The sequence below is a fragment of the Micromonospora sp. NPDC047074 genome, from assembly GCF_040643815.1.
Taxonomy (GTDB): domain Bacteria; phylum Actinomycetota; class Actinomycetes; order Mycobacteriales; family Micromonosporaceae; genus Micromonospora.
Window position 1 is genome coordinate 95,234 of the sequence record NZ_JBEYVB010000010.1, and the last position, 21,551, is coordinate 116,784.

The window sequence follows — 21,551 nt, forward strand, 5'->3', positions numbered from 1 at the left end:
TCGGTCAACCCGCTCCCCTGGGGCTTTCGTCACAGCTCCGAGGTGGGATAGCGTCCGGCCCCAGACCGGCGACGACGGTCTGGTTCGTCCGTCCCCGCAAGGGCCAAAAGGCAGCGGGTGGTTCGGACCATGGGACGGAGGAGGGTTCGGGCCTTGAGGCAGAAGCTCGCGCGCGTTATCGGTGGGGTCGCCATGCTGGCGCTCGTCGCCGGCGGCACCGCATGCTCCAGCGGTAGCGACGACACGGCGTCCGGTGGTGACGCCTGCGGCAACAAGATCGCGTTCTTCGGCGCGCTGACCGGCAGCTCGGCGGCGCTCGGCATCAACGAGAACAACGGCGTCAAGCTGGCCGTCGACAAGTACAACAAGGAGAACGCCGACTGCAAGGTCGAGCTGGTTCCGCTGGACTCGCAGGGCAGCCCGGACCAGGCCCCGCAGCTGGCCCAGAAGGCCATCGACGACACCAAGATCCTCGGCATCATCGGCCCGGCGTACTCGGGTGAGTCGGAGGCCGCTGGTCCGCTGTTCAACGAGGCCGGCCTGGTCACCATCACCCCCTCGGCGACCCGCCCGAGCCTCTCGGAGCAGGGCTGGAAGACCTTCTTCCGCGCGGTCGGCAACGACTTCAGCCAGGGCCCGGCGGCCGGCAACTACATCAAGAACGTGCTGAAGGCCGACAAGGTCTTCGTCATCGACGACCAGTCCGCCTACGGCGCCGGCCTGGCCGACGAGGTCAAGAAGCTGCTCGGCCCGGCCGTCGTCGGCTCGGACAAGGTCCAGGGCGAGGGCAAGCAGGTCGAGTTCTCGGCCGTGGTCACCAAGGTCAAGGCTGCCAACGTCAAGGCGATCTTCTACGGCGGCTACTACCAGGAGGCGGGTCTGATCCGTAAGCAGCTCACCGCTGCCGGGGTCACCGCTCCGCTGGTCGCCGGCGACGGCGTGAACGACGCCGCGTACATCACCTCCGCGGGTGCGGCGGCCGCCGAGGGCACCATCCTCACCTGCCCGTGCCAGCCGGCCGCCGAGGCGCGCGGCACCTTCGTCCAGGAGTACAAGGCCCTCAACGGCTCCGACCCGGGCACCTACAGCGACACCGCCTACGACGCGGCGAACATCCTGCTGGCCGGCATCAAGGCGGGCAAGACCACCCGTGAGGGCCTGCTGGAGTTCGTGAAGGGCTACAGCGGCGAGGGCGTCGCGGCGAGCTACAAGTTCGTCGAGGGCGGCGAGCTCGACCCGGCGCAGGTCAAGGTCTGGGCCTTCAAGGTCGTCGGCGGCAAGGTCGTTCCGGACCAGGAGATCCCGAAGTCCTGACGCCGGTCGCTGGCCACAGCGATTGAGTTGTGATCGCGGGTGCGGCCGGGAGCTCGCTCCCGGCCGCACCCCATTTTTCTCTCCAGACCCTGATGGAGCGTCCCTCCCTTGAACTTCGACGGACTGTTCTCCAACTTCGGAGAACTCACCACGACCGGCCTGACGCAGGGTGCGATCTACGCCCTGGTCGCGCTGGGCTACACGCTGGTCTACGGCGTGCTGAAACTCATCAACTTCGCCCACTCCGAGGTCTTCATCGCCGGCGCGTTCGCTGCGATCTGGACCTGGAACGGATTCGGCCTCAACCAGGACTCGCAGGTCAGCGGGCTTGGTTCGATCATGTTCTACCTGCTCGTGGCGATGATCGTCGCGGCGATCGCCTCGGCGGGCACCGCCACGGTGATCGAGCGGGTGGCGTACCGGCCGCTGCGTAAGCGCAACGCGCCGCCGCTGGCCTTCCTCATCACGGCCATCGGCGCGTCAATCGCCATCTCCGAGGCGTTCGGCATCTGGACCCGGCGCCGCCCCGAGGGCGCTCCCCAGTTGGTCAGCACCAAGCCGCTGTTCGAGATCGCCGGCGTGCCGATCGACGCCGTCCAGCTGCTGACCATCGGCGCCGCGCTGGTGATGATGATCGCGCTGGACATGTTCATCAACCGCAGCCGGGTAGGCCGCGGCATCCGGGCGGTCGCCCAGGACCCCAACACCGCCGCGCTGATGGGCGTGAACAAGGACCGGATCATCCTGATGGTCTTCATCGCCGGCGGCAGCATGGCCGGCGTCGCGGGCCTGCTGTACGACGTGCGGATCCAGACCCTCACCTACAGCGTCGGCTTCCTGCTCGGCCTGAAGGCCTTCACCGCCGCGGTGCTCGGCGGCATCGGCAACCTGCGGGGCGCGCTCGTCGGCGGCCTGTTGCTGGGCGTCGTGGAGAACTACGCCTCGGGCCTGTTCGGCACGCAGTGGAAGGATTTCGCCGCCTTCGCGCTGCTGGTGGTGCTGCTGATGTTCCGGCCGACCGGTCTGCTGGGTGAGTCGCTGGGGAGGGCGCGGGCATGACGACCGTCTTGGAGAAGGTGCGCTCCGGCCGCGAGGCTGCCGGCGAACGGTGGCGCGGCGCGCCGCGCTGGGTGCGCTGGGCGCTGCTGGCCGCGGTGATCGTGTTCTTCTACGCCCTGCCGAACAAGGAGTTCTACCAGTACCTCGGGCCGATCCCGACCCCGGGTGCGAACTTCACGCAGGTGATGTTCACCGTCTCGATCTACGTGCTGCTGGCCGTCGGACTGAACATCGTGGTCGGCTTCGCCGGCCTGCTCGACCTCGGCTACTTCGGCTTCTTCGCCGTCGGCGCGTACACCGTGGCGGTGCTGACCTCGCCGAGCAGCGACCTCAAGACGCTGTGGCCGTGGCTGCTGGCGGTGCCGGTGGCGATCGCCCTGACGATGGTCTCCGGCGTGATGCTCGGTACGCCGACCCTGCGGCTGCGGGGCGACTACCTGGCACTGGTGACGCTCGGCTTCGCCGAGATGATCCGGATCGGCGCGGTCAGCTCGGAGTTCCTCAAGGGCCAGCGGGGCTTCAACCAGATCCCGCACCCGCCGGGCCAGTACGCCGACGGCAAGCCGGTCTTCGGCGTGCTCGACGCCCGACCGTACTACTGGCTGGTGCTCACGGTGATCATCCTGGTGGTGATCGGGGTGCGGAACCTGACCCACAGCCGGGTCGGGCGGGCCTGGATCTCCATCCGGGAGGACGAGGACGCCGCGCAGCTCATGGGCGTGCCGACGTTCAAGTTCAAGCTGTGGGCGTTCGCCGCGGGTGCCGCGATCGCCGGCCTGGCCGGCGCGTTGTTCGCAGGTAAACAGAACTTCGTCAACTCGCAGAACTTCGAGCTGCTGAACTCGATCATCATCCTGGCCGCGGTCATCTTCGGCGGCTCCGGCAACATCGTCGGCGCGATCGTCGGCGGTGGGCTGGTGGCGTACATGATCGAGCGGTTCCGCGGCATCGAGCTGTTCGGCGTCGAGCTGTACGAGTACCGGTTCCTGTTCTTCGGCCTGGTGCTGGTGGTCATGATGATCTTCCGGCCGGAGGGTCTGATCCCCAACCGACGACGTGCGGCGGAGTTCAAGGATCGCCGCAAGGAGGTGACCGTCGGTGAGTGACACCGAGCAGACGCCGGCCGTTCCGGCGCAGGCCGGCGCGCCGGCCGTGGAGGCGGTGCCCACCCGGGAGCCGCTGCTGGAGGTCGACAACGTCACGCTGCGCTTCGGCGGCGTGGTCGCCCTCAACGAGGTGGACTTCACCCTCTACAAGGGCGAGATCCTCGGTCTGATCGGCCCGAACGGCGCCGGCAAGACGACCTGCTTCAACGCCATGACCGGCATCTACCAGCCCACGGAGGGGCAGATCCGGTTCCGCGGCGAGAAGATCAGCGGCAAGAAGCGGCACCACATCACCAAGATGGGCATGGCACGGACGTTCCAGAACATCCGCCTCTTCCCGGAGATGACCGCGCTGGAGAACGTCCTGGTGGGCGCGGACGCGCACAACAAGACGAGCGTGGTCTCCGCGCTGTTCCGCCTGCCGCGGTACTGGAAGGAGGAGCGCGCGAGTCGGGAGAAGGCCGAGCGCCTGCTGGAGTTCGTCGGCATCCGCAAGCGGATGCACGAGTTCGCCCGCAACCTCTCCTACGGCGAGCAGCGGCGGCTGGAGATCGCCCGCGCGCTGGCCACCGACCCCGTGCTGCTCTGCCTGGACGAGCCGGCCGCCGGCTTCAACCCGGCCGAGAAGGAGGAACTGCTCCAGCTCATCCGGCAGATCCGCGACACCGGCGTGACCGTGCTGCTCATCGAGCACGACATGCGCCTGGTCATGGGCGTCACCGACCGGATCGTGGTGCTGGAGTTCGGAAAGAAGATCGCCGAGGGGCTGCCCGCCGAGGTGCGGGAGAACCCGAAGGTGATCGCGGCGTACCTGGGGGTGCCGGACGATGCTGCTTGAGATCGACGATGTGAGCCTGCTCTACGGGCGGATCCAGGCGCTGCACGGCATCAGCCTGACGGTGGACGAGGGCGAGATCGTCGCCCTGATCGGGGCCAACGGCGCCGGCAAGTCGACCACGATGCGGGCGATCTCCGGGATCCGGCCGGTCGCCAGCGGCAGCATCCGCTTCGACGGCGAGGACATCACCAAGCTCCGGGCGGACCTGCGGGTCCGGCGCGGGCTGTGCCAGGCCCCCGAGGGGCGCGGGATCTTCCCGGGCATGACGGTGCTGGAGAACCTGGACATGGGCGCGTACACCCGGCGTGACCGCGCCGGCGTCGCCCAGGACCTCGACCGGGTGCTGGGGCTCTTCCCGCGCCTGGCCGAGCGGCGCAAGCAGCCGGGCGGCACCCTCTCCGGCGGCGAGCAGCAGATGCTGGCCGTCGGGCGGGCGCTGATGAGCCGGCCGAAGCTGCTGCTGCTCGACGAGCCCTCGATGGGTCTGGCGCCGATGCTGATCCAGCAGATCTTCGACATCATCGTCGAGATCAACCAACAGGGCACCACCATCCTGCTGGTCGAGCAGAACGCCCAGCAGGCGCTGGCCCGGGCCCACCGGGCGTACGTGCTGGAGACCGGTCGGATCGTCAAGAGCGGCACCGGTGCCGAGCTGCTGCACGACCCGGCGGTCAAAGAGGCATACCTCGGCGTGGCCTGACCGGCCGCCACCCCTCATCGCAAGGAGTACCCCATGTTCCTCATCAGTGGTGGCCGCCGGGCCGCCCTCGGCGTCACCGGGGCCGTGCTGCTGGCCTTCTCGCTGGCCGGCTGCGGCGAGAAGGAGAACACCGACCAGCCCGGCGCCGGCCCCAGCGTCACGGCCGCCGCGGACTCGGCGCTGGCCGCGAAGGTGCCCGACGCCATCAAGGCCGACGGCGTGATCAAGGTCGGGACCGACTCGACGTACGCCCCGGCGGAGTTCCTCGACGCCGACGGCAAGACGGTCATCGGCTTCGACATCGAGCTGTTCAACGCGGTCGCGCAGAAGCTCGGCCTCAAGGCCGAGTACGAGTCGGCGCCGTTCGACGCGATCCTGCCGGGCGTGGACTCGGGCAAGTACGAGGTCGGCGTCTCATCGTTCACCATCAACGCCGAGCGGATGAAGACCGTCAACATGGTCAGCTACTTCTCCGCCGGCACCCAGTGGGCGACCAAGGCCGGCAACCCGGCCAAGGTCGACACCGAGAACGCCTGCGGCAAGAAGATCGCCGTGCAGGTCGGCACCGTGCAGCTCGACGACATCACCGCCCGGTCGAAGAAGTGCACCGACGCCGGCAAGCCGGCGATCACCATCGACCAGTACCAGGCGCAGAGCGACGCCACCGCCGCCGTGGTCAGCGGCAAGGACGACGCCATGCTGGCCGACTCCCCGGTGGGTGCGTACGCGGTGAAGCAGAGCAGCGGCCAGCTGGAGCTGCTCGGCGACATCTACGAGTCGGCCCCGTACGGCTACGCGGTGAAGAAGGACCAGGCCGCGTTCGCCGAGGTGCTCAAGGAGGCCGTCGCGGCGGTCATCGCGGACGGCACGTACGAGGGCGCGCTGAAGAAGTGGGGCGTCGAGGGCGGCGCCATCACGACTCCGGCGCTGAACCCGACCAGCTGACCATGTCGGTCGGAACAGACACACCCGAACGGGCACGGCCGGAACCCATCCGCGCCGTGCCCGTGCGGCATCCCGGGCGGTGGGTCGCCGTCGCCGTGATCGGGGTGCTGGTGGCCATGTTCGTGCACCTGCTGGTGACGAACAAGGCGTTCAACTGGTCGTTCATGATCGACGAGATGTTCCGCCCGCCGATCATGGAGGGGGTACGCGGCAGCATCGCGCTGCTGGTGACCGCCATGCTGATCGGCATCGGGCTGGGCGTCGTCATCGCCATCATGCGGCTGTCGGAGAACCCGATCCTGCGCGGCGTCGCCTGGGCGTACACCTGGTTCTTCCGGGCGGTGCCCCGGCTGGTGCTGGCGATCCTCTTCGGCAACCTGGGCATCCTCTGGGCGCGCATCGAGTTCGGCCTGCCCTTCGACCGGCAGATCGGCGCCCTGTTCGGGGTCGACGACTTCGAGGCGCGGCTGTTCGGCTTCTCGGCGGTGGACATCCTCACCGGGTTCGTCGCCGGCATGCTGGCGCTGGGCCTGTCGGAGGCCGCCTACATGGCGGAGATCGTCCGAGCCGGCATCCAGTCGGTCGACGAGGGCCAGACCGAGGCCGCCCAGGCGCTGGGCATGCGGCGGGGGCAGATCCTGCGCCGCATCGTGCTGCCGCAGGCCATGCGGGTGATCGTTCCGCCGACCGGCAACGAGACCATCGCGATGCTCAAGGACACCTCGCTGGTGGCCTTCGTGCCGGTCTCGATGGAGCTGTTCTTCCAGCTCAGAGCCGTGGGCAGCCGTACCTTCCAGGTCTTCCCGATGCTGGTCGCGGCGACCATCTGGTACCTGCTGCTGACCAGCGTGCTGCTGGTCGGGCAGTACTACCTGGAGCGGCACTTCTCCAAGGGCGTCGGGCGCAGCGGGCGGGCGAGGACGAGGCTGCGGGCGATCACGGCGGAGAGCGGCGGCACGACCGGGAAGGTGGACGGCGCATGACCGAGCTGACAATGCCGGCACCGGCTGACAAGGCGGTGGATCCCGGGCCGATGGTCCGGGCCGAGCAGGTGCACAAGTCGTTCGGGCCGATCGAGGTGCTCAAGGGCATCGACCTGGAGGTCCGCAGCGGCGAGGTGTGCTGCCTGCTGGGCCCCTCCGGCTCCGGCAAGTCGACGTTCCTGCGCTGCATCAACCACCTGGAGAAGATCAACGCCGGCCGCATCTGGGTGGACGGCGACCTGATCGGCTACCGCGAGCGCGGCGGCAAGCTGCACGAGATGCGGGAGTCCGAGGTAGCCGCCCAGCGGCGGTCGATCGGCATGGTGTTCCAGCGGTTCAACCTCTTCCCGCACATGACCGCCCTGCAGAACGTCGCCGAGGCGCCCGTGCTGCTGGGCCGGGAAAAGAAGGCCGCCGCCCGCGACCGGGCTGCCGCGCTGCTGGAGCGGGTCGGGCTCGGCGACAAGCTCGGCAACTACCCGAGCCAGCTCTCCGGCGGGCAGCAGCAGCGGGTGGCGATCGCCCGGGCGCTGGCGATGCAGCCGAAGCTGATGCTCTTCGACGAGCCCACCAGCGCGCTCGACCCGGAGCTGGTCGGCGAGGTGCTCGACGTGATGAAGGACCTGGCCCGTGACGGCATGACGATGATCGTGGTGACCCACGAGATCGGCTTCGCCCGCGAGGTCGGCGACTCCCTGGTCTTCATGGACGGCGGCGTCGTGGTCGAGTCCGGCGTGCCCCGCGAGGTGATCGCCAACCCCCGGCACGACCGGACGAAGGCGTTCCTGGCGAAGGTGCTCTGAGGCGGGACGCCGGCGCGGTCCCGCTCCGGGCCGCGCCGGCGTCCGTGCCGGTGACGTCGTGCCGGCCTCGCCCGTGCCGGTGACGTTCGTGCCGGCCGCGCGCGCCGGTTGACGTTCGTGCCGGCCGCGCCCGTGCCGGTGTCCTGGAGTGTCGGAGCGGGCGGCTAGAGTCGCTGCCGTGACAGCTACGACGCCGCGCCTGCTTCTCGTCGACGGACATTCCATGGCTTACCGGGCCTTCTTCGCCCTGCCGGTGGAAAACTTCTCCACGACAACGGGGCAGCCGACCAACGCCGTCTACGGCTTCACGTCGATGCTGATCAACGTGCTGCGCGACGAGCAGCCGACGCACATCGTGGTCGCCTTCGACGTCTCCCGCCGCTCCTTCCGCACCGAGAAATACGCGGAGTACAAGGCCGGCCGCAGCGAGACCCCCAACGACTTCAAGGGCCAGGTCAGCCTGGTCAAGGAGGTCCTCGCGGCGTTGCAGGTCCCGGTGGTGGAGAAAGAGGGCTACGAGGCCGACGACCTCATCGCCACCCTCGCCTGCCAGGCCCGCGACCAGGGCATGTCGGTGCTGATCAGCACCGGCGACCGGGACGCGTTCCAGCTCGTCGGCGACCAGGTCACGGTGCTCTACCCGCGTAAGGGCGTCTCGGACCTCGCCCGGATGGACCCGGCGGCGATCGAGGCGAAATACGGGGTCACCCCGGAGCGTTACCGCGACCTGGCCGCCCTGGTCGGCGAGACCAGCGACAACCTGCCCGGCGTCCCCGGCGTCGGCCCGAAGACCGCCGCGAAGTGGATCAACACGTACGGCGGGGTCGACGGGGTCGTCGCGCGGGCCGACGAGATCAAGGGCAAGGCCGGCGAGAGCCTCCGCGAGCGGCTCGCCGACGTGATCCGCAACTACGAGATCAACGCTCTCGTCTCCGACCTGGAGCTGCCGCTGCGCCCCGAGGACGCGCGCTGGCAGGGGTGGGACCGGGAGGCCGTCCACCAGGTCTTCGACACCCTGGAGTTCCGCATCCTGCGCGACCGGCTCTATCAATACCTTGAGGCGGTGGAGCCGGAGGCCGAGGCCGGGTTCGACCTGACCGGCGAGGTGCTCACCACGCCCGGGGCGCTGGCCGGGTGGCTGGAGACGCACGCGCCGGCCGGCGCCCCGGTGGGCGTGGCGGTGAAGCTCGACACCGGTCCCAACCGCCGGCACACGGCCTCGGTGACCGGGCTGGCGCTGGCCACCGCCGGTGGCGCGGCGGCCTGGTTCGACCCCGCCACGCTGGATCCGGCCGACGAGGCGGCCCTGGCGGCCTGGCTGGCCGACGCCGGGCGGCCCAAGGTGCTGCACGACAGCAAGCCGGCGGTGCTCGCGTTCGCCGCGCACGGCTGGGGCCTGGAGGGCATCCTCCGCGACACCCAGATCGCCGCCTACCTGGCCCGCCCCGACCAACGGTCCTACGACCTGACCGACCTGGCCCTGCGCTACCTGCACCGCGAGCTGCGGGTCGACGCCCCGGAGACCGGCCAGCTCACCCTGGAGGGGTTCGGCAACGACGGCGAGGCGGAGCAGAACCTGATGCTCCAGGCCCGGGCCACCCTCGACCTGGCCGACGCGATCGACGCCGAGTTGTCCCGCGACGGCGAGCAGTCGGCGCGGCTGATGGCCGGGGTCGAGCTGCCGTTGATGCGGGTGCTCGCCGGCATGGAACGCACCGGCATCGCCGCTGACACGCACTACCTGTCCGAGCTGGAGGCGCACTTCGCCGCCGAGGTGAAGGCCGCCGCCCAGGGGGCGTACGCCGCGGTCGGGCGGGAGTTCAACCTCGGGTCGCCGAAGCAGTTGCAGGAGATCCTCTTCGGCGAGCTGGGCCTGCCGAAGACCAAGAAGATCAAGACCGGCTACACCACCGACGCCGACGCCCTCCAGTGGCTCCACGCGCAGAATCCGCACCCGGTGCTGGCCCACCTGCTGCGCCACCGCGACGTGGCGAAGCTGAAGACGACCGTCGACGGCCTGCTCAAGTCGGTCTCCGACGACGGCCGGATCCACACCACGTTCAACCAGACGGTGGCGGCCACCGGCCGGCTCTCCTCCACCGAGCCCAACCTGCAGAACATCCCGATCCGCACCGAGGAGGGGCGCCGGATCCGCCGCGCCTTCGTGGTGGGGGAGGGCTACGAGTGCCTGCTCACCGCCGACTACAGCCAGATCGAGATGCGGATCATGGCGCACCTGTCGTCGGACGACGCCCTCATCCAGGCGTTCAACTCCGGCGCCGACTTCCACGCCACCACGGCCTCGTCCGTCTTCCGGGTGCCCGTCGACGAGGTCACCGCCGACCAGCGGCGCAAGATCAAGGCGATGAACTACGGCCTGGCGTACGGGTTGAGCGCGTTCGGCCTCTCCCAACAGCTCGGGATCACCGCCGAGGAGGCCCGCGGGCTGATGGAGGACTACTTCGCCGGGTTCGGCGGGGTACGCGACTACCTCCAGGAGGTCGTCGACCGGGCCCGGCGCGACGGCTACACCTCGACCATCCTGGGCCGCCGGCGCTACCTTCCCGACCTGGTCAGCGACAACCGGCAGCGCCGGGAGATGGCCGAGCGGATGGCGCTCAACGCCCCGATCCAGGGCTCGGCGGCCGACATCATCAAGGTCGCCATGCTGCACGTGGACACCGCCCTGCGCGCTGCGGGCCTGCGCTCGCGGATGCTGCTCCAGGTGCACGACGAGCTGGTCTTCGAGGTCGCCCCCGGTGAGCGGGAGTCCCTGGAGGCGCTCGTCCGGCGGGAGATGGGCGGGGCGCACCCGCTGTCGGTGCCGCTGGAGGTCTCGGTCGGCGAGGGGCGGGACTGGAACAGCGCCGACCACTGATCTCTTTGGATGGGGGTCCGGGACTTTTCCGGGTGCCGGTTCCGGGGCAGCCCGACCCGCTCCGGGCGGTCAGGCTTGATCCCTGCGCGGGTCGGGCTGCCCCGGAACCCCTGTCGGTCGGGCTGGCCCGCAGGCCCCGTCGGGTGCGTGGTCGTTCGGCGCTGCCGCGGGGCTTGGTCAGGGGCCGGTCGGATCGGCGGCCCGCCGCCAGGGTCACGGCGCTTCCGGTCCGGGTCAGCTTCCGGTCCGGGTCAGCTCGCGGTCCGGGTCACTTGAGCGGGTCGTGGCCCCAGTTCATCAGGGACCAGCGCCATTTCGTGTCGCGGACGTCGCCGGAGGGGCGCTGCGCCATGTGCCGGCGGACGTAGCCGACGACCTTGCGCATGTGCTTGTAGTCGCCCTCGGTGAGTTCGCCGCGCTTGCGCCGCAGCAGGCTGATGATCTTCCGGCCGGACTCGTGCCCGACCGACTCGCCGCCGCCGGAGCGCCCGCCCTTGTGCCAGCCGACCTGCTTCGACTCGTCGGTCTCCAGCCACGTCGACAGCTCGCCCGGCTTCATGTTCACCGCCTCGGTGAACTCCCGGTAGGTGTCCCGGCCCTCGTCGTCACGGCTCATGGCGCAGCACCTCCGGTCGGTGCGCGACGTCCCGGCCCGAGTCGTCGTTGCGGATCCGGTACTGCGGGTCGTCCGGAGACGCGTTCACGGTGTGCCCGCGCACGTGCGTCCGTTCGGTGATCTTTTCCTTGACCACGCCGTACGCCCGGCCGCTGTGACTGGCCCAGGAGACGTGGTCGCCCTTGCGGAACTCGTTCTGCTCGGCCATGTGCCGCGGGTACCCGGCGGTGCTGCCCCGAAACGACGGCCGGCGGCGCCACGGCTGTCCGGGCGGCCGCGGATCGGGCGGGCGTCTCCGGTCAGACGGGCATCTCCGGTCTGACGGCGTCTCCGGTCAGGCAGGCTTCTCCGCGACGAAGATGGCGGTGCCGGGGAAGAGCCGGCCGCGCAGCGGGCTCCACTGCCCCCAGATCCCCTCGTGCCCGGCGGGCCACTCCGGCTCCACCAGGTCGACCAGGCGGAATCCGGCCCCCACGAGCTCCCGGATCCGGTCACCGAGCGTGCGGTGCTGCTCGACGTAGGTGGCCTGGCCGGCCTCGTCCTGCTCCACGTAGGGGGAGCGGTCGAAGTACGAGTGCACGGCGGTCAGCCCGCCCTCACCCGGGTCGTCGAGGAAGATCCATCGCATCGGGTGGGTCACCGAGAACACCCACCGGCTGCCGGGGCGCAGCACCCGGAACACCTCGCGCATGACCGCCGTCGAGTCGGCCACGAACGGGACCGCCCCGAACGCCGTGCAGGCGGTGTCGAACGCAGCGTCGGCGAAGGGCAGCGCCAGCGCGTCGGCCTGCACCAGCGGCACGCGTACGCCGGTGCGCCCGGCGGCGAGCGCGGCGTGCCGCAGCATGCCGGCGGACAGGTCCAGGGCGACCGGGTGGGCACCCCGGGTGGCCAGCCACCGTGCGGCGGCGGCGGCGCCGCAACCGAGCTCCAGCACCCGCCGCCCGGCCAACTCGCCCAGCAGCCGCACGTCGGCCTCGCGCACGCCCTCCGGACACCAGACGAAGTCCAGGTCGCCGAGGAACTGGCCGTGCTCGGCCTGGTAGTCGTCGGCGTCGGCGTCCCACCAGTGGCGGCTGGCCCGGCGGGCCTCGGCGTCACCGACCCGGCGCCGGGTCACCCGGCTGTCGTCATCCACCCGCCCACGCTAGGCCCCCGCCGCGACGACCGCCGGCCGCCCCCCGGCGTGCGGTCGGTGCCGGGCGGCGCTACCGTTCACTCCTGGTGCCGGTGTGACGGGCGCTACACCTGGGGCAGCTTCCTGCCGATATCTCCGCTTTCGCAGCAGATGCGGTGGCGAGAGGGCGGGAGGGCTTGCACGCTGTGGTAATGCAGCGGGTAGGCTAGACGATGCGCTCGCGGATCGTGTGCCTCGGCAGGGAGCAGGTGCGCGGTCTCCGGCACGACCACGGAGCCACATCCATGATCTCACGCGATGATCTCCCGGTTGCCCGGCGACGGATCCGTTGGCGCGAACAGGTCACCGCGACACCAGCCTGCTGTGACACACCATCCGACCGGAGCAACCGCCCACATGACGAGCAGCATCGAGGCCCCCTCGAGCGCCACCCGGGTCACCCACGACGATCTCGGCTCTGAGGAGGCTTTCCTCGCCGCGATCGACGAGACCATCAAGTACTTCAACGACGGCGACATTGTCGAAGGCACCGTCGTCAAGGTCGATCGGGACGAGGTCCTGCTCGACATCGGCTACAAGACCGAGGGCGTCATCCCCTCTCGGGAGTTGTCGATCAAGCACGACGTGGACCCGGCCGAGGTCGTTTCGGTTGGTGACCACATCGAGGCCCTGGTCCTCCAGAAGGAGGACAAGGAGGGTCGTCTGATCCTCTCCAAGAAGCGGGCGCAGTACGAGCGGGCCTGGGGCACCATCGAGAAGATCAAGGACGAGGACGGTGTCGTCCGCGGCTCGGTCATCGAGGTGGTCAAGGGTGGCCTCATCCTCGACATCGGGCTGCGCGGCTTCCTGCCCGCCTCCCTGGTCGAGATGCGTCGGGTGCGCGACCTGCAGCCGTACGTCGGCCGCGAGCTCGAAGCCAAGATCATCGAGCTGGACAAGAACCGCAACAACGTGGTCCTGTCCCGCCGGGCCTGGCTGGAGCAGACGCAGTCCGAGGTGCGCACCGAGTTCCTCAACAAGCTGCAGAAGGGCCAGGTCCGCAAGGGCGTCGTGTCCTCGATCGTCAACTTCGGCGCGTTCGTCGACCTGGGCGGCGTGGACGGCCTGGTGCACGTCTCCGAGCTCTCCTGGAAGCACATCGACCACCCGTCCGAGGTCGTCGAGGTGGGCCAGGAGGTCGAGGTCGAGGTCCTGGACGTCGACCTGGACCGCGAGCGGGTCTCGCTGTCGCTGAAGGCGACCCAGGAGGACCCGTGGCGGCAGTTCGCCCGCACCCACGCGATCCAGCAGATCGTGCCGGGTAAGGTCACCAAGCTGGTGCCGTTCGGCGCCTTCGTCCGGGTGGACGACGGCATCGAGGGCCTGGTCCACATCTCCGAGCTGGCCGAGCGCCACGTGGAGATCCCGGAGCAGGTCGTCCAGGTCGGCTCCGAGGTCATGGTCAAGGTCATCGACATCGACCTGGAGCGCCGCCGGATCTCGCTGTCGCTCAAGCAGGCCAACGAGGGCTTCGTCGAGGGCGAGGAGCACTTCGACCCGACCCTCTACGGCATGGCCGCGACGTACGACGCCGAGGGCAACTACATCTACCCGGAGGGCTTCGACCCGGAGACGGGCGAGTGGCTCGAGGGGTACGACAAGCAGCGCGAGACCTGGGAGAACCAGTACGCCGAGGCGCGTCAGCGCTGGGAGGCCCACACCAAGCAGGTGCAGACCTCCCGGGCCGCCGACGCCGAGGCTGCGGCCAACCCGGCTCCGGCCGTCACCGGTGGTGGCACCACCACCTCGACCAGCGCGGCCCCGAGCCGCCAGGCCGAGGAGCCGGCCGGCACCCTGGCCACCGACGAGGCGCTCGCCGCTCTGCGGGAGAAGCTCGCCGGCGGCAAGTGACCCGCTGAACGACGACGGGCCCCGTCCCCGCGATCGAAAGATCGCCGGGGGCGGGGCCCTCGCCGTTCCCTGACACGCCCACCCTGCCCGCCGCCGGCAACCACCGCCCCGGCGCGGCCCGCTCCGGCGCGGCCCGCCCGGGCGCTGCATGTTCGGACGTGGCCCGCCCCAGCGTGGCCCGCCCGGGCTCGGGCCACGACGGGCGATCGCCGTTGCAAGATCGTGCTAGATCCTGGAAGTAGGGGCCTCGGAACGCTCGACAGGCAACTACATCCAGGAACGAGCGCGATCTTGCGTCGTGCCGCGCCGCTACGTGCTGCGTCGCTCCGTGCCGTGCCGCTCCGTGCCGCTCCGCGCCGTGCCGTGCCGCTCCGTGCCGTGCCGTGCCGCTCCGTGCCGTGCCGCGCCGCTCCGTGCCGTGCCGTGCCGCTCCGCTACGTGCTGCGCCGTGCCGCGCCGCTACGTGCTGCGCCGTGCCGCGCCGCTACGTGCTGCGCCGCGCCGTGCCGCTCCGTGCCGCTCCGTGCCGTGCCGTGCCGCTCCGTGCCGCGCCGCGACGGGACGGGACGGGCCAAGCGCGATACGAGGCCGGGCGATCGGGGTGCCGGGCCCGGTTTGGTGGGCGCGGGGGAGATCCGGTTGACTGGTGTGGTGCTGAAGGTGGGACTGACCGGGGGAATCGGTTCCGGCAAGAGCGCCGTGTCGGCGCGGCTGGCCGAGTGTGGTGCGGTGGTGATCGACTCCGACCTGCTGGCCCGGGAGGTGGTCGCGCCGGGCACGGAAGGGCTGGCCGAGATCGTCGCGGCCTTCTCCGACCGGGTCCTCGACGCCGAGGGCGCCCTCGACCGGGCGGCGCTGGGCGCGCTCGTCTTCGGTGACGAGGCGGCCCGCCGCCGGCTGGAGGCGATCACCCATCCGCGCGTACGGGCCCGGGCCGCCGAACTGGCCGCCGCGGCGGCACCCGACGCGATCGTGGTCAACGACGTGCCGCTGCTGGTGGAGGTGGGGCTCGCGCCCACGTACCACCTGGTGGTCGTGGTGCAGACGGAGGTGGCCACCCGGTTGGCGCGGCTGACCCGCGACCGGGGGATGGCGCGGGCGGAGGCCGAGCGGCGGATCGCCGCGCAGGCCGACGACGCCCGGCGCGGCGCGGCGGCGGACGTGCTGCTGACCAACGACGGCAGCCTCGCCGACCTGCACGCGGCGGTCGACGCGCTGTGGCACGAGCGGCTGCGGCCCTACGAGGCGAACCTGCGTGCGGGGCGACCGGTCCGGCCGGACCGCGTCGCGCTGGTCGAGGCCGACCCGACCTGGCCGCAGCAGTACGCACGGCTGGCCGCCCGGATCCGGCACGCGGTCGCCCCCGCCGACCTGCGCATCGACCACATCGGCTCGACCGCGGTCCCCGGGCTCGCCGCCAAGGACGTGATCGACATCCAGCTCACCGTTCCGACCCTCGCCGACGCGGACGGTCCGCTGGCCGAACGCCTCGCGGCGGCGGGCTTTCCCCGCCTGCCCGGCGAGTGGTGGGACACCCCCCGCCCACCCGGCAGCGGGCGGTGGGAGAAGCGGCTGCACGGCAGTGCGGACCCGGGCCGTCCCGTCCACCTGCACGTCCGCCCGGCGGACTCGCCCGGCTGGCGGTACGCGCTGCTGATGCGCGACCACCTGCGCGCCGACCCGGGCCAGCGGGCGGCGTATCTCATGTTGAAGCGGGAGTTGGCCGCCTCCGCGCCGGACAGCGCCACCTACACCACCGCGAAGGACCCGTGGTTCGACGAGGAGCACCTGCGCGCCGAGGAGTGGGCGGCCCAGACCGGCTGGCGTCCCTGACAAGGAGGAGCGGTCGAGGAGGGGGCAGCGCTCCAGGAAGAGCGGCACTTCACGACCGGGCAGCGGCCCAGCGCGGGTCAGCGGGCTCCGGCCGGCTGACCGGGTGCCGGGCCGAGCCGGGGCACCGTGGCGGGCGCCAGGTCGAGCTGGGCCCAGGAGCCGGGTCGGGTGCGCAACTCCAGGCGGCGCAGCGTCCCGGACCGGTCGATCCAGTAGCGCAGTGGCCCCGCGGCCGGGCGCACCTCGATGACGTCGATGGCCTTTCCCGCAAGGGTGTCGCCGCGTACCCGCAGGGCGGCCTGCCGCCGGACGGGCGACCCGGCGGCCCGCAGCGCCGCGTCGAGCAACAGAACCAGCTCGGCGGCACGCGCCGGCTCGGCCCGCCAACCCCGGGCGGGCGGCGGCAGCGGTGGCCGCCCCGGCGCCTCCACGGTCCCCGGGACCGTCGCCGCCGACACCTCCGCCCGGGTCACCCGGGCGCCGTCGATCCGCAGCAACGTCCGGCGGTCCGGCACGTCGAGGTCGGCGACGGCCACGTACGCGCTGCGCCCGCGCCAACTCACCCAGCCGGATCCGCGCAGGTTCGTGGTGGCGGTGGCGGGCAGGGTCAGCGTCACGGCGGCGCCCCCGGCGCGGAGCCGGGCGGGCAACCGCGCCAGCCGGTCCCGCTCGGCGGCGGTCAGGGCACGGGGCTGCCCGGGACGGCCGCCGAGGGCGTCGACCGGTCGCAGCGTGGGCCGGTCGGTCCGGTTCAGCTGTACGGTCACCGGCCCGACGCCGGGCAGCTCGGTCTCCAGCCGGTGCAGGCGGGCGTCGCGGTCGATCCAGTAGCGCGGCTGCCCGCCCGACGACGCGGGCGCGGACGGTGCCGGCGTGCCGGGCGGTGAGGGTGCCGGCGTGCCGGGCGGTGAGGATGCCGGCGTGCCGGGTGCGGGCGGCGGTGGCGCCCGGAGGATGTCGACCGGCACCACGCCGACCGTGCTGCCACCGATCCGCCGGGCGTCGTCGGCCGGCGGCTCCGGACGGTCCGTGGCGAGCCGGAAGAGCAGATCGAGTACGGCCGCCAGCGCGCGCCCGTCGGGCGGCTCGTACAGCCGCCAGCGGTCGGTCGGCGGCACCAGCGGCGGCGGCGCGGGGGTGGGCACGGCGGCCGGGTCGGGGCGCAGCAGGGCCACCGTCGGGGTGGCCTGGAGCAGCCCGCGTTCGGCGCCGGCGCCGGGCCCGCCGACGTCGAGGTAGACGAGCGACCGCGACCAGTCGACCCAGCCGACCAGTTCGGTACGCGCGCCGCCGGTGCCCACGGTCACGCGCACTCCCGCCCGCAGGTCGCGGAGGTTGGTGACCCGCATCGCGGCGAGCCGCTCGCGTTCGTCGCCGGTCAGCGTCCTCGGCTGCTCCGGCCGGGCGGGCGTCCAGCTCAGCAGCCCCACGACCAGCGCGGCGGCGGAGAGCACGGCCACGGCCGCGAGCGTCAGCAGGACGGTGCGCCGGCGGCCGGTCACCACCCGGGGGATGCTCCCGGTGTGGGCGTCGTCGTGCGGCGGGCGGTGCTGCGGCGGGCGGGTCGGCCCTGGGCGGGGGGCCCGGGCGGCGGAGGTCTCCACGGGAGGTTGAACGGGATTCACCCCCGTGGGGTGACGAGCAGGGGCGCTCGCGGCGGCCGGTCAGCGCGTCGGGCGCGACCACGTCGGCGCGCACGCCGGGAGTGCCGGGTGCTGCGACCTCTGTGCCGGGGGCAGGCCGGCCTTGTCGGCCTGGCCACCTGCCCGGTCGGCCGCCGCGAGCGGCCTACCCGGAAAGCGTAGTCCGGTGAGATGGCTCACACAATGGGAATATCGAAGCCGATCGTCGACCGGGCGTAGTCGCTCCGGGGTGTCGGACCCCCGGCGTACCGTTGGGGTCATGGCGCTCGACATTCCCCGGCTCGACGGCCGTTTCCAGGTCATCAGCGAGTTTCAGCCGGCCGGCGACCAGCCGGCGGCCATCGACGACCTGGAGCGCCGGGTCCGGCGCGGCGACCGCCACACGGTGCTGCTCGGTGCGACCGGCACCGGCAAGAGCGCCACCACCGCGTGGCTGATCGAGCGGGTGCAGCGGCCGACGTTGGTGCTGGCGCCGAACAAGACGCTCTGCGCGCAGCTGGCCAAGGAGTTCAGCGAGCTGCTTCCGCACAACGCCGTCGAATACTTCGTCTCCTACTACGACTACTACCAGCCCGAGGCCTACATCCCGCAGACCGACACCTACATCGAGAAGGATTCCTCGATCAACGAGGAGGTCGAGCGGCTGCGGCACTCGGCCACCATGTCGCTGCTCACCCGGCGCGACGTGATCGTGGTGGCCACCGTCTCGGCGATCTACGGGCTGGGCACCCCGGAGGAATATCTCGACCGCGCCGTGCGGGTCGCGGTCGGGCAGGAGCTGGACCGCGACCAGCTGCTGCGCCGGCTGGTCGACATCCAGTACACGCGTAACGACATGGCCTTCAACCGGGGCACCTTCCGGGTCCGCGGCGACACGCTGGAGATCATCCCGGCCTACGAGGAGCTGGCCGTCCGCATCGAGCTCTTCGGCGAAGAGGTGGAGAAGCTCTACTACCTCAACCCGCTCACCGGCGACGTGGTCAAGGAGGTCGACGGGCTGGTGATCTTCCCAGCCACCCACTACGCGGCCGGGCCGGAGCGGATGGAGCGGGCGATCCGTGACATCGAGGCCGAGCTGGCCGAACGGCTCGCCGAGCTGGAGCGACAGGGCAAGCTGCTGGAGGCGCAGCGGCTGCGGATGCGCACCACCTACGACATCGAGATGATGCGCCAGGTCGGGTTCTGCTCCGGCATCGAGAACTACTCGATGCACATGGACGGGCGACTGCCCGGCAGCCCGCCGCACTGCCTGCTCGACTACTTCCCCGACGACTTCCTCACCGTCGTCGACGAGTCGCACGTGACCATCCCGCAGATCGGCGGCATGTACGAGGGCGACGCGTCCCGCAAGCGGATGCTGATCGACCACGGGTTCCGGCTGCCCAGCGCCGCCGACAACCGGCCGCTGCGCTTCGACGAGTTCCTGGAGCGGGTCGGGCAGATGGTCTTCCTCTCCGCCACCCCCGGCTCGTGGGAGATGGAGCAGTCGCAGGGCGAGTTCGTCGAGCAGGTGATCCGGCCCACCGGCCTGATCGACCCGGAGGTCGTCGTGAAGCCCACGAAGGGCCAGATCGACGACCTGATGCACGAGATCAAGCTGCGCACCGAGCGCGACGAGCGGGTGCTGGTCACCACGCTCACCAAGAAGATGGCCGAGGACCTGTCCGACTATCTCCTGGAGAACGGCATCCGGGTGCGCTACCTGCACTCCGAGGTCGACACGCTGCGCCGGGTCGAGCTGCTGCGGGAGCTGCGCAAGGGCGACTACGACGTGCTGGTCGGCATCAACCTGCTCCGGGAGGGCCTCGACCTGCCCGAGGTGTCGCTGGTCGCCATCCTCGACGCCGACAAGGAGGGCTTCCTGCGCAGCGGCCGGTCGCTGATCCAGACGATCGGCCGCGCCGCCCGGAACGTCTCCGGCCAGGTGCACATGTACGCCGACAAGATCACTCCGTCGATGGCCGAGGCGATCGAGGAGACCAACCGCCGGCGTGACAAGCAGCTCGCGCACAACGAGGCGCACGGGATCAGCCCCGAGCCGCTGCGTAAGAAGATCCACGACATTCTCGACGACATCTACCGCGAGGCGGAGGACACCGAGAACAGCCGGGTCGGCGGCGCGGTGCGGCAGCTGTCCCGGGGCAAGGCGCCGGTCAAGGAGACCCGCAGCCGGAGCCGGGCCGGCGGCGCCGCCCCCGCGCGGGAGGGCATGGCCCGGGCCGAGCTGGCCCAGCTCATCCAGGAGCTCAACGACCAGATGCTGGCCGCGGCCCGGGAACTCCAGTTCGAGCTGGCCGCCCGGATCCGTGACGAGGTCGCCGACCTCAAGAAGGAGCTGCGCGGCATGGACGCCACGGGCGTGAAGTAGGGCCCCGTCGGCGGCGGCCCGGCGGCGGTTCGGCGGCGGTTCGGCGGCGGTCCGGTCGACCAGGAACGCCGGGTTCGCGGCATGATCGGGAAGGTGCGATTCGGGCCGGCGGCGACGGGCTGCCGGGGCCGGGCCGGCCGCGAGCCACCGCGCCGGCGCAACCGTTGCGCGCCCAGACCGGTCCCAACCAGGGCAGGAGCGGCTGGCCGCTCGGCACGTGCCGGCGTCGACCCGCGACCGGCGCACCCCACGGGCGGGCAGGCCGACCAGGCGTCGTGATTGCGGTACGCGAGCACGGTATTGCGCAGGGTGATCGTCCTGCGTACTCTCCCCTCGATGGGGAGGCTGGGGATGCCGTTGCCAACGAGTCCGGTTATTCGTCGCGCGCGGCTGGGCGCCGAGCTGCGCCAGCTGCGACGGCGCGAGGCGCTGACACTGGAGCAGGTCTGCGACCGGCTCGGTTGGGCGTCCACCTCGAAGCTGTCGCGCATCGAGTTGGGGCAGAGCCGGCCGGACCTGGCCGACGTGCTCGACCTGCTCGACGTCTACGAGGTGCCGTCGCCACAGCGGGACGCGCTCATCGTCATCGCCCGCGACGCCGCCACCAGCCGGGGCTGGTGGAAGGCGCTCGGGGAGATGGGCGAGCGGCAGCGCACCTACGCCGAGCTGGAGGCGGGGGCGGCGAGCATCGTGGACTGGCAGCCGGCCGTCGTGCCGGGGCTGCTGCAGACCCCGGCGTACGCCCGGCTGCGGATCGCGGCCGGCCGGCTGCTCGAACCGGCCCTCGACGTGGAGGCCGACGTGCGCGCCCGGGCGCTGCGGCACGAGGTGCTGCGGCGTACCGACCCGCCCCGCTACACGGCGCTGCTCGCCGAGGCCGCCTGTGAGGCCGCCGACGCCCCGCCGCAGGTGTGGCGGGAGCAGCTGCGGCACCTGGTCGACCTGGCCGGCCTGCCGCACGTGACGATCCGGCTGCTGCCCAGGGGCGCCGTGCCGCAGGGCGGGGTGCACGCGTTCACGCCGTACTCCAGCTACACGTTTCCCGACCCGGCCGACCCGCGCACGGTCATGCTGGAGGCGCTCACCACCGACGTACGCCTGGCCACGGCGGCGGACGTCGACCGGTACGAGCGGCTCACCGGCTGGCTGCTGGACGCGGCCCTCGGGCCTGAGGAGACGGTCGCGACGCTGGGCCGGCTCGCCGCCGGCTGAACCGGGTCGCGCGCGTGGCGGCTGAGCCGCCCGCCGACCCGGCGGGCGGCTCCCAGCGGCCAGCGGGCATCGCCCCAGGGGCGGGTGGGCATCCCCGCAGGGCGAGTGGGCACCGCCGTGCGGCAACGAGGCACCGCCGTGCGGCAACGAGGCACCGCCGTGCGGCAACGAGGCACCGCCGTGCGGCAACGAGGCACCGCCGTGCGGCAACGAGGCACCGCCGTG

The 21,551-nt window shown here is 71.6% G+C and carries 17 protein-coding genes; 13 read left to right on the forward strand and 4 right to left on the reverse strand.

Translation table 11 applies throughout. The features are described from left to right. Positions 1 to 153: 153 nt before the first annotated feature. The 9 genes from ABZ809_RS15805 to polA all read left to right on the forward strand — a co-directional run bounded on the left by ABZ809_RS15805 (position 154) and on the right by polA (position 10,626). Positions 154 to 1,314, forward strand: a complete 1,161-nt coding sequence (locus ABZ809_RS15805) for a branched-chain amino acid ABC transporter substrate-binding protein (protein ID WP_357563215.1) — start codon at positions 154 to 156, stop codon at positions 1,312 to 1,314. Between the two features lie 108 nt (positions 1,315 to 1,422). Continuing rightward, a complete protein-coding gene (locus tag ABZ809_RS15810; RefSeq protein WP_357563216.1) occupies positions 1,423 to 2,373 on the forward strand; it encodes a branched-chain amino acid ABC transporter permease in 951 nt (316 codons plus the stop codon). Then, complete coding sequence (locus tag ABZ809_RS15815) at positions 2,370 to 3,479, forward strand: branched-chain amino acid ABC transporter permease (protein ID WP_357563217.1); 1,110 nt, start codon at positions 2,370 to 2,372, stop codon at positions 3,477 to 3,479. Before ABZ809_RS15810 ends, ABZ809_RS15815 begins: the two co-directional genes overlap by 4 nt. Positions 3,480 to 3,525: 46 nt before the next feature. After that, positions 3,526 to 4,317: an ABC transporter ATP-binding protein gene (locus ABZ809_RS15820; RefSeq protein WP_357563311.1), complete on the forward strand. Its 792-nt coding sequence runs from the start codon at positions 3,526 to 3,528 to the stop codon at positions 4,315 to 4,317. Then, positions 4,307 to 5,017 carry an ABC transporter ATP-binding protein gene (locus ABZ809_RS15825; protein ID WP_357563218.1) on the forward strand — a complete coding sequence of 237 codons (711 nt, stop codon included), beginning with the start codon at positions 4,307 to 4,309 and terminating at the stop codon, positions 5,015 to 5,017. Before ABZ809_RS15820 ends, ABZ809_RS15825 begins: the two co-directional genes overlap by 11 nt. 33 nt (positions 5,018 to 5,050) lie before the next feature. Then, on the forward strand, positions 5,051 to 5,962 hold the full coding sequence (locus ABZ809_RS15830) for an ABC transporter substrate-binding protein (protein WP_357563219.1): 912 nt from the start codon (positions 5,051 to 5,053) through the stop codon (positions 5,960 to 5,962). A gap of 2 nt (positions 5,963 to 5,964) precedes the next feature. Then, positions 5,965 to 6,945, forward strand: coding sequence for an amino acid ABC transporter permease (locus tag ABZ809_RS15835; protein ID WP_357563220.1), 981 nt, complete (start codon positions 5,965 to 5,967; stop codon positions 6,943 to 6,945). After that, positions 6,942 to 7,748 (forward strand): amino acid ABC transporter ATP-binding protein, encoded by an 807-nt coding sequence (locus tag ABZ809_RS15840; protein ID WP_357563221.1) that lies wholly within the window; start codon positions 6,942 to 6,944, stop codon positions 7,746 to 7,748. The genes ABZ809_RS15835 and ABZ809_RS15840 overlap by 4 nt, the downstream gene beginning before the upstream one ends. Before the next feature lie 178 nt (positions 7,749 to 7,926). Next, a complete protein-coding gene (gene polA / locus ABZ809_RS15845; protein WP_357563222.1) occupies positions 7,927 to 10,626 on the forward strand; it encodes a DNA polymerase I in 2,700 nt (899 codons plus the stop codon). A gap of 268 nt (positions 10,627 to 10,894) precedes the next feature. Here polA and ABZ809_RS15850 read toward each other — a convergent pair whose 3' ends face one another. The 3 genes from ABZ809_RS15850 to ABZ809_RS15860 all read right to left on the reverse strand — a co-directional run bounded on the left by ABZ809_RS15850 (position 10,895) and on the right by ABZ809_RS15860 (position 12,380). Further along, entirely contained in the window at positions 10,895 to 11,242 is a 348-nt protein-coding gene (locus tag ABZ809_RS15850) for a DUF3140 domain-containing protein (protein ID WP_357563223.1), read from the reverse strand. After that, positions 11,232 to 11,450 carry a DUF2945 domain-containing protein gene (locus ABZ809_RS15855; protein WP_357563224.1) on the reverse strand — a complete coding sequence of 73 codons (219 nt, stop codon included), beginning with the start codon at positions 11,448 to 11,450 and terminating at the stop codon, positions 11,232 to 11,234. The genes ABZ809_RS15850 and ABZ809_RS15855 overlap by 11 nt, the downstream gene beginning before the upstream one ends. Before the next feature lie 126 nt (positions 11,451 to 11,576). Next, complete coding sequence (locus tag ABZ809_RS15860; RefSeq protein ID WP_357563225.1) at positions 11,577 to 12,380, reverse strand: class I SAM-dependent methyltransferase; 804 nt, start codon at positions 12,378 to 12,380, stop codon at positions 11,577 to 11,579. A 396-nt stretch (positions 12,381 to 12,776) separates the two neighbouring features. Between ABZ809_RS15860 and rpsA the strand changes: the two genes are divergently transcribed. Beyond that, a complete protein-coding gene (gene rpsA, locus ABZ809_RS15865) occupies positions 12,777 to 14,270 on the forward strand; it encodes a 30S ribosomal protein S1 (protein ID WP_334561457.1) in 1,494 nt (497 codons plus the stop codon). A gap of 651 nt (positions 14,271 to 14,921) precedes the next feature. Continuing rightward, the gene (gene coaE / locus ABZ809_RS15870; RefSeq protein ID WP_357563312.1) at positions 14,922 to 16,103 is read left to right on the forward strand and encodes a dephospho-CoA kinase; all 1,182 of its coding nucleotides are present in this window, start codon (positions 14,922 to 14,924) and stop codon (positions 16,101 to 16,103) included. Between the two features lie 77 nt (positions 16,104 to 16,180). Here coaE and ABZ809_RS15875 read toward each other — a convergent pair whose 3' ends face one another. After that, positions 16,181 to 17,707 (reverse strand): hypothetical protein, encoded by a 1,527-nt coding sequence (locus tag ABZ809_RS15875; protein WP_357563226.1) that lies wholly within the window; start codon positions 17,705 to 17,707, stop codon positions 16,181 to 16,183. Between the two features lie 298 nt (positions 17,708 to 18,005). Here ABZ809_RS15875 and uvrB point away from each other — a divergent pair, with 298 nt between their 5' ends. Together uvrB and ABZ809_RS15885 are read left to right on the forward strand one after the other, a co-directional pair. Continuing rightward, on the forward strand, positions 18,006 to 20,114 hold the full coding sequence (gene uvrB, locus ABZ809_RS15880) for an excinuclease ABC subunit UvrB (protein WP_357563227.1): 2,109 nt from the start codon (positions 18,006 to 18,008) through the stop codon (positions 20,112 to 20,114). 351 nt (positions 20,115 to 20,465) lie between these two features. Further along, entirely contained in the window at positions 20,466 to 21,326 is an 861-nt protein-coding gene (locus ABZ809_RS15885; protein ID WP_357563228.1) for a helix-turn-helix transcriptional regulator, read from the forward strand. Positions 21,327 to 21,551: the final 225 nt, after the last annotated feature.

Coding starts and splice junctions, on each gene's coding strand:
- ABZ809_RS15815 (WP_357563217.1), top strand. CDS start 2,370: ATGACGACCGTCTTGGAGAAGGTGCGCTCCGGCCGCGAGGCTGCCGGC.
- ABZ809_RS15825 (WP_357563218.1), top strand. CDS start 4,307: ATGCTGCTTGAGATCGACGATGTGAGCCTGCTCTACGGGCGGATCCAG.
- ABZ809_RS15830 (WP_357563219.1), top strand. CDS start 5,051: ATGTTCCTCATCAGTGGTGGCCGCCGGGCCGCCCTCGGCGTCACCGGG.
- ABZ809_RS15835 (WP_357563220.1), top strand. CDS start 5,965: ATGTCGGTCGGAACAGACACACCCGAACGGGCACGGCCGGAACCCATC.
- ABZ809_RS15840 (WP_357563221.1), top strand. CDS start 6,942: ATGACCGAGCTGACAATGCCGGCACCGGCTGACAAGGCGGTGGATCCC.
- ABZ809_RS15850 (WP_357563223.1), bottom strand. CDS start 11,242: ATGAGCCGTGACGACGAGGGCCGGGACACCTACCGGGAGTTCACCGAG.
- ABZ809_RS15855 (WP_357563224.1), bottom strand. CDS start 11,450: ATGGCCGAGCAGAACGAGTTCCGCAAGGGCGACCACGTCTCCTGGGCC.
- rpsA (WP_334561457.1), top strand. CDS start 12,777: ATGACGAGCAGCATCGAGGCCCCCTCGAGCGCCACCCGGGTCACCCAC.
- uvrB (WP_357563227.1), top strand. CDS start 18,006: ATGGCGCTCGACATTCCCCGGCTCGACGGCCGTTTCCAGGTCATCAGC.
- ABZ809_RS15885 (WP_357563228.1), top strand. CDS start 20,466: ATGCCGTTGCCAACGAGTCCGGTTATTCGTCGCGCGCGGCTGGGCGCC.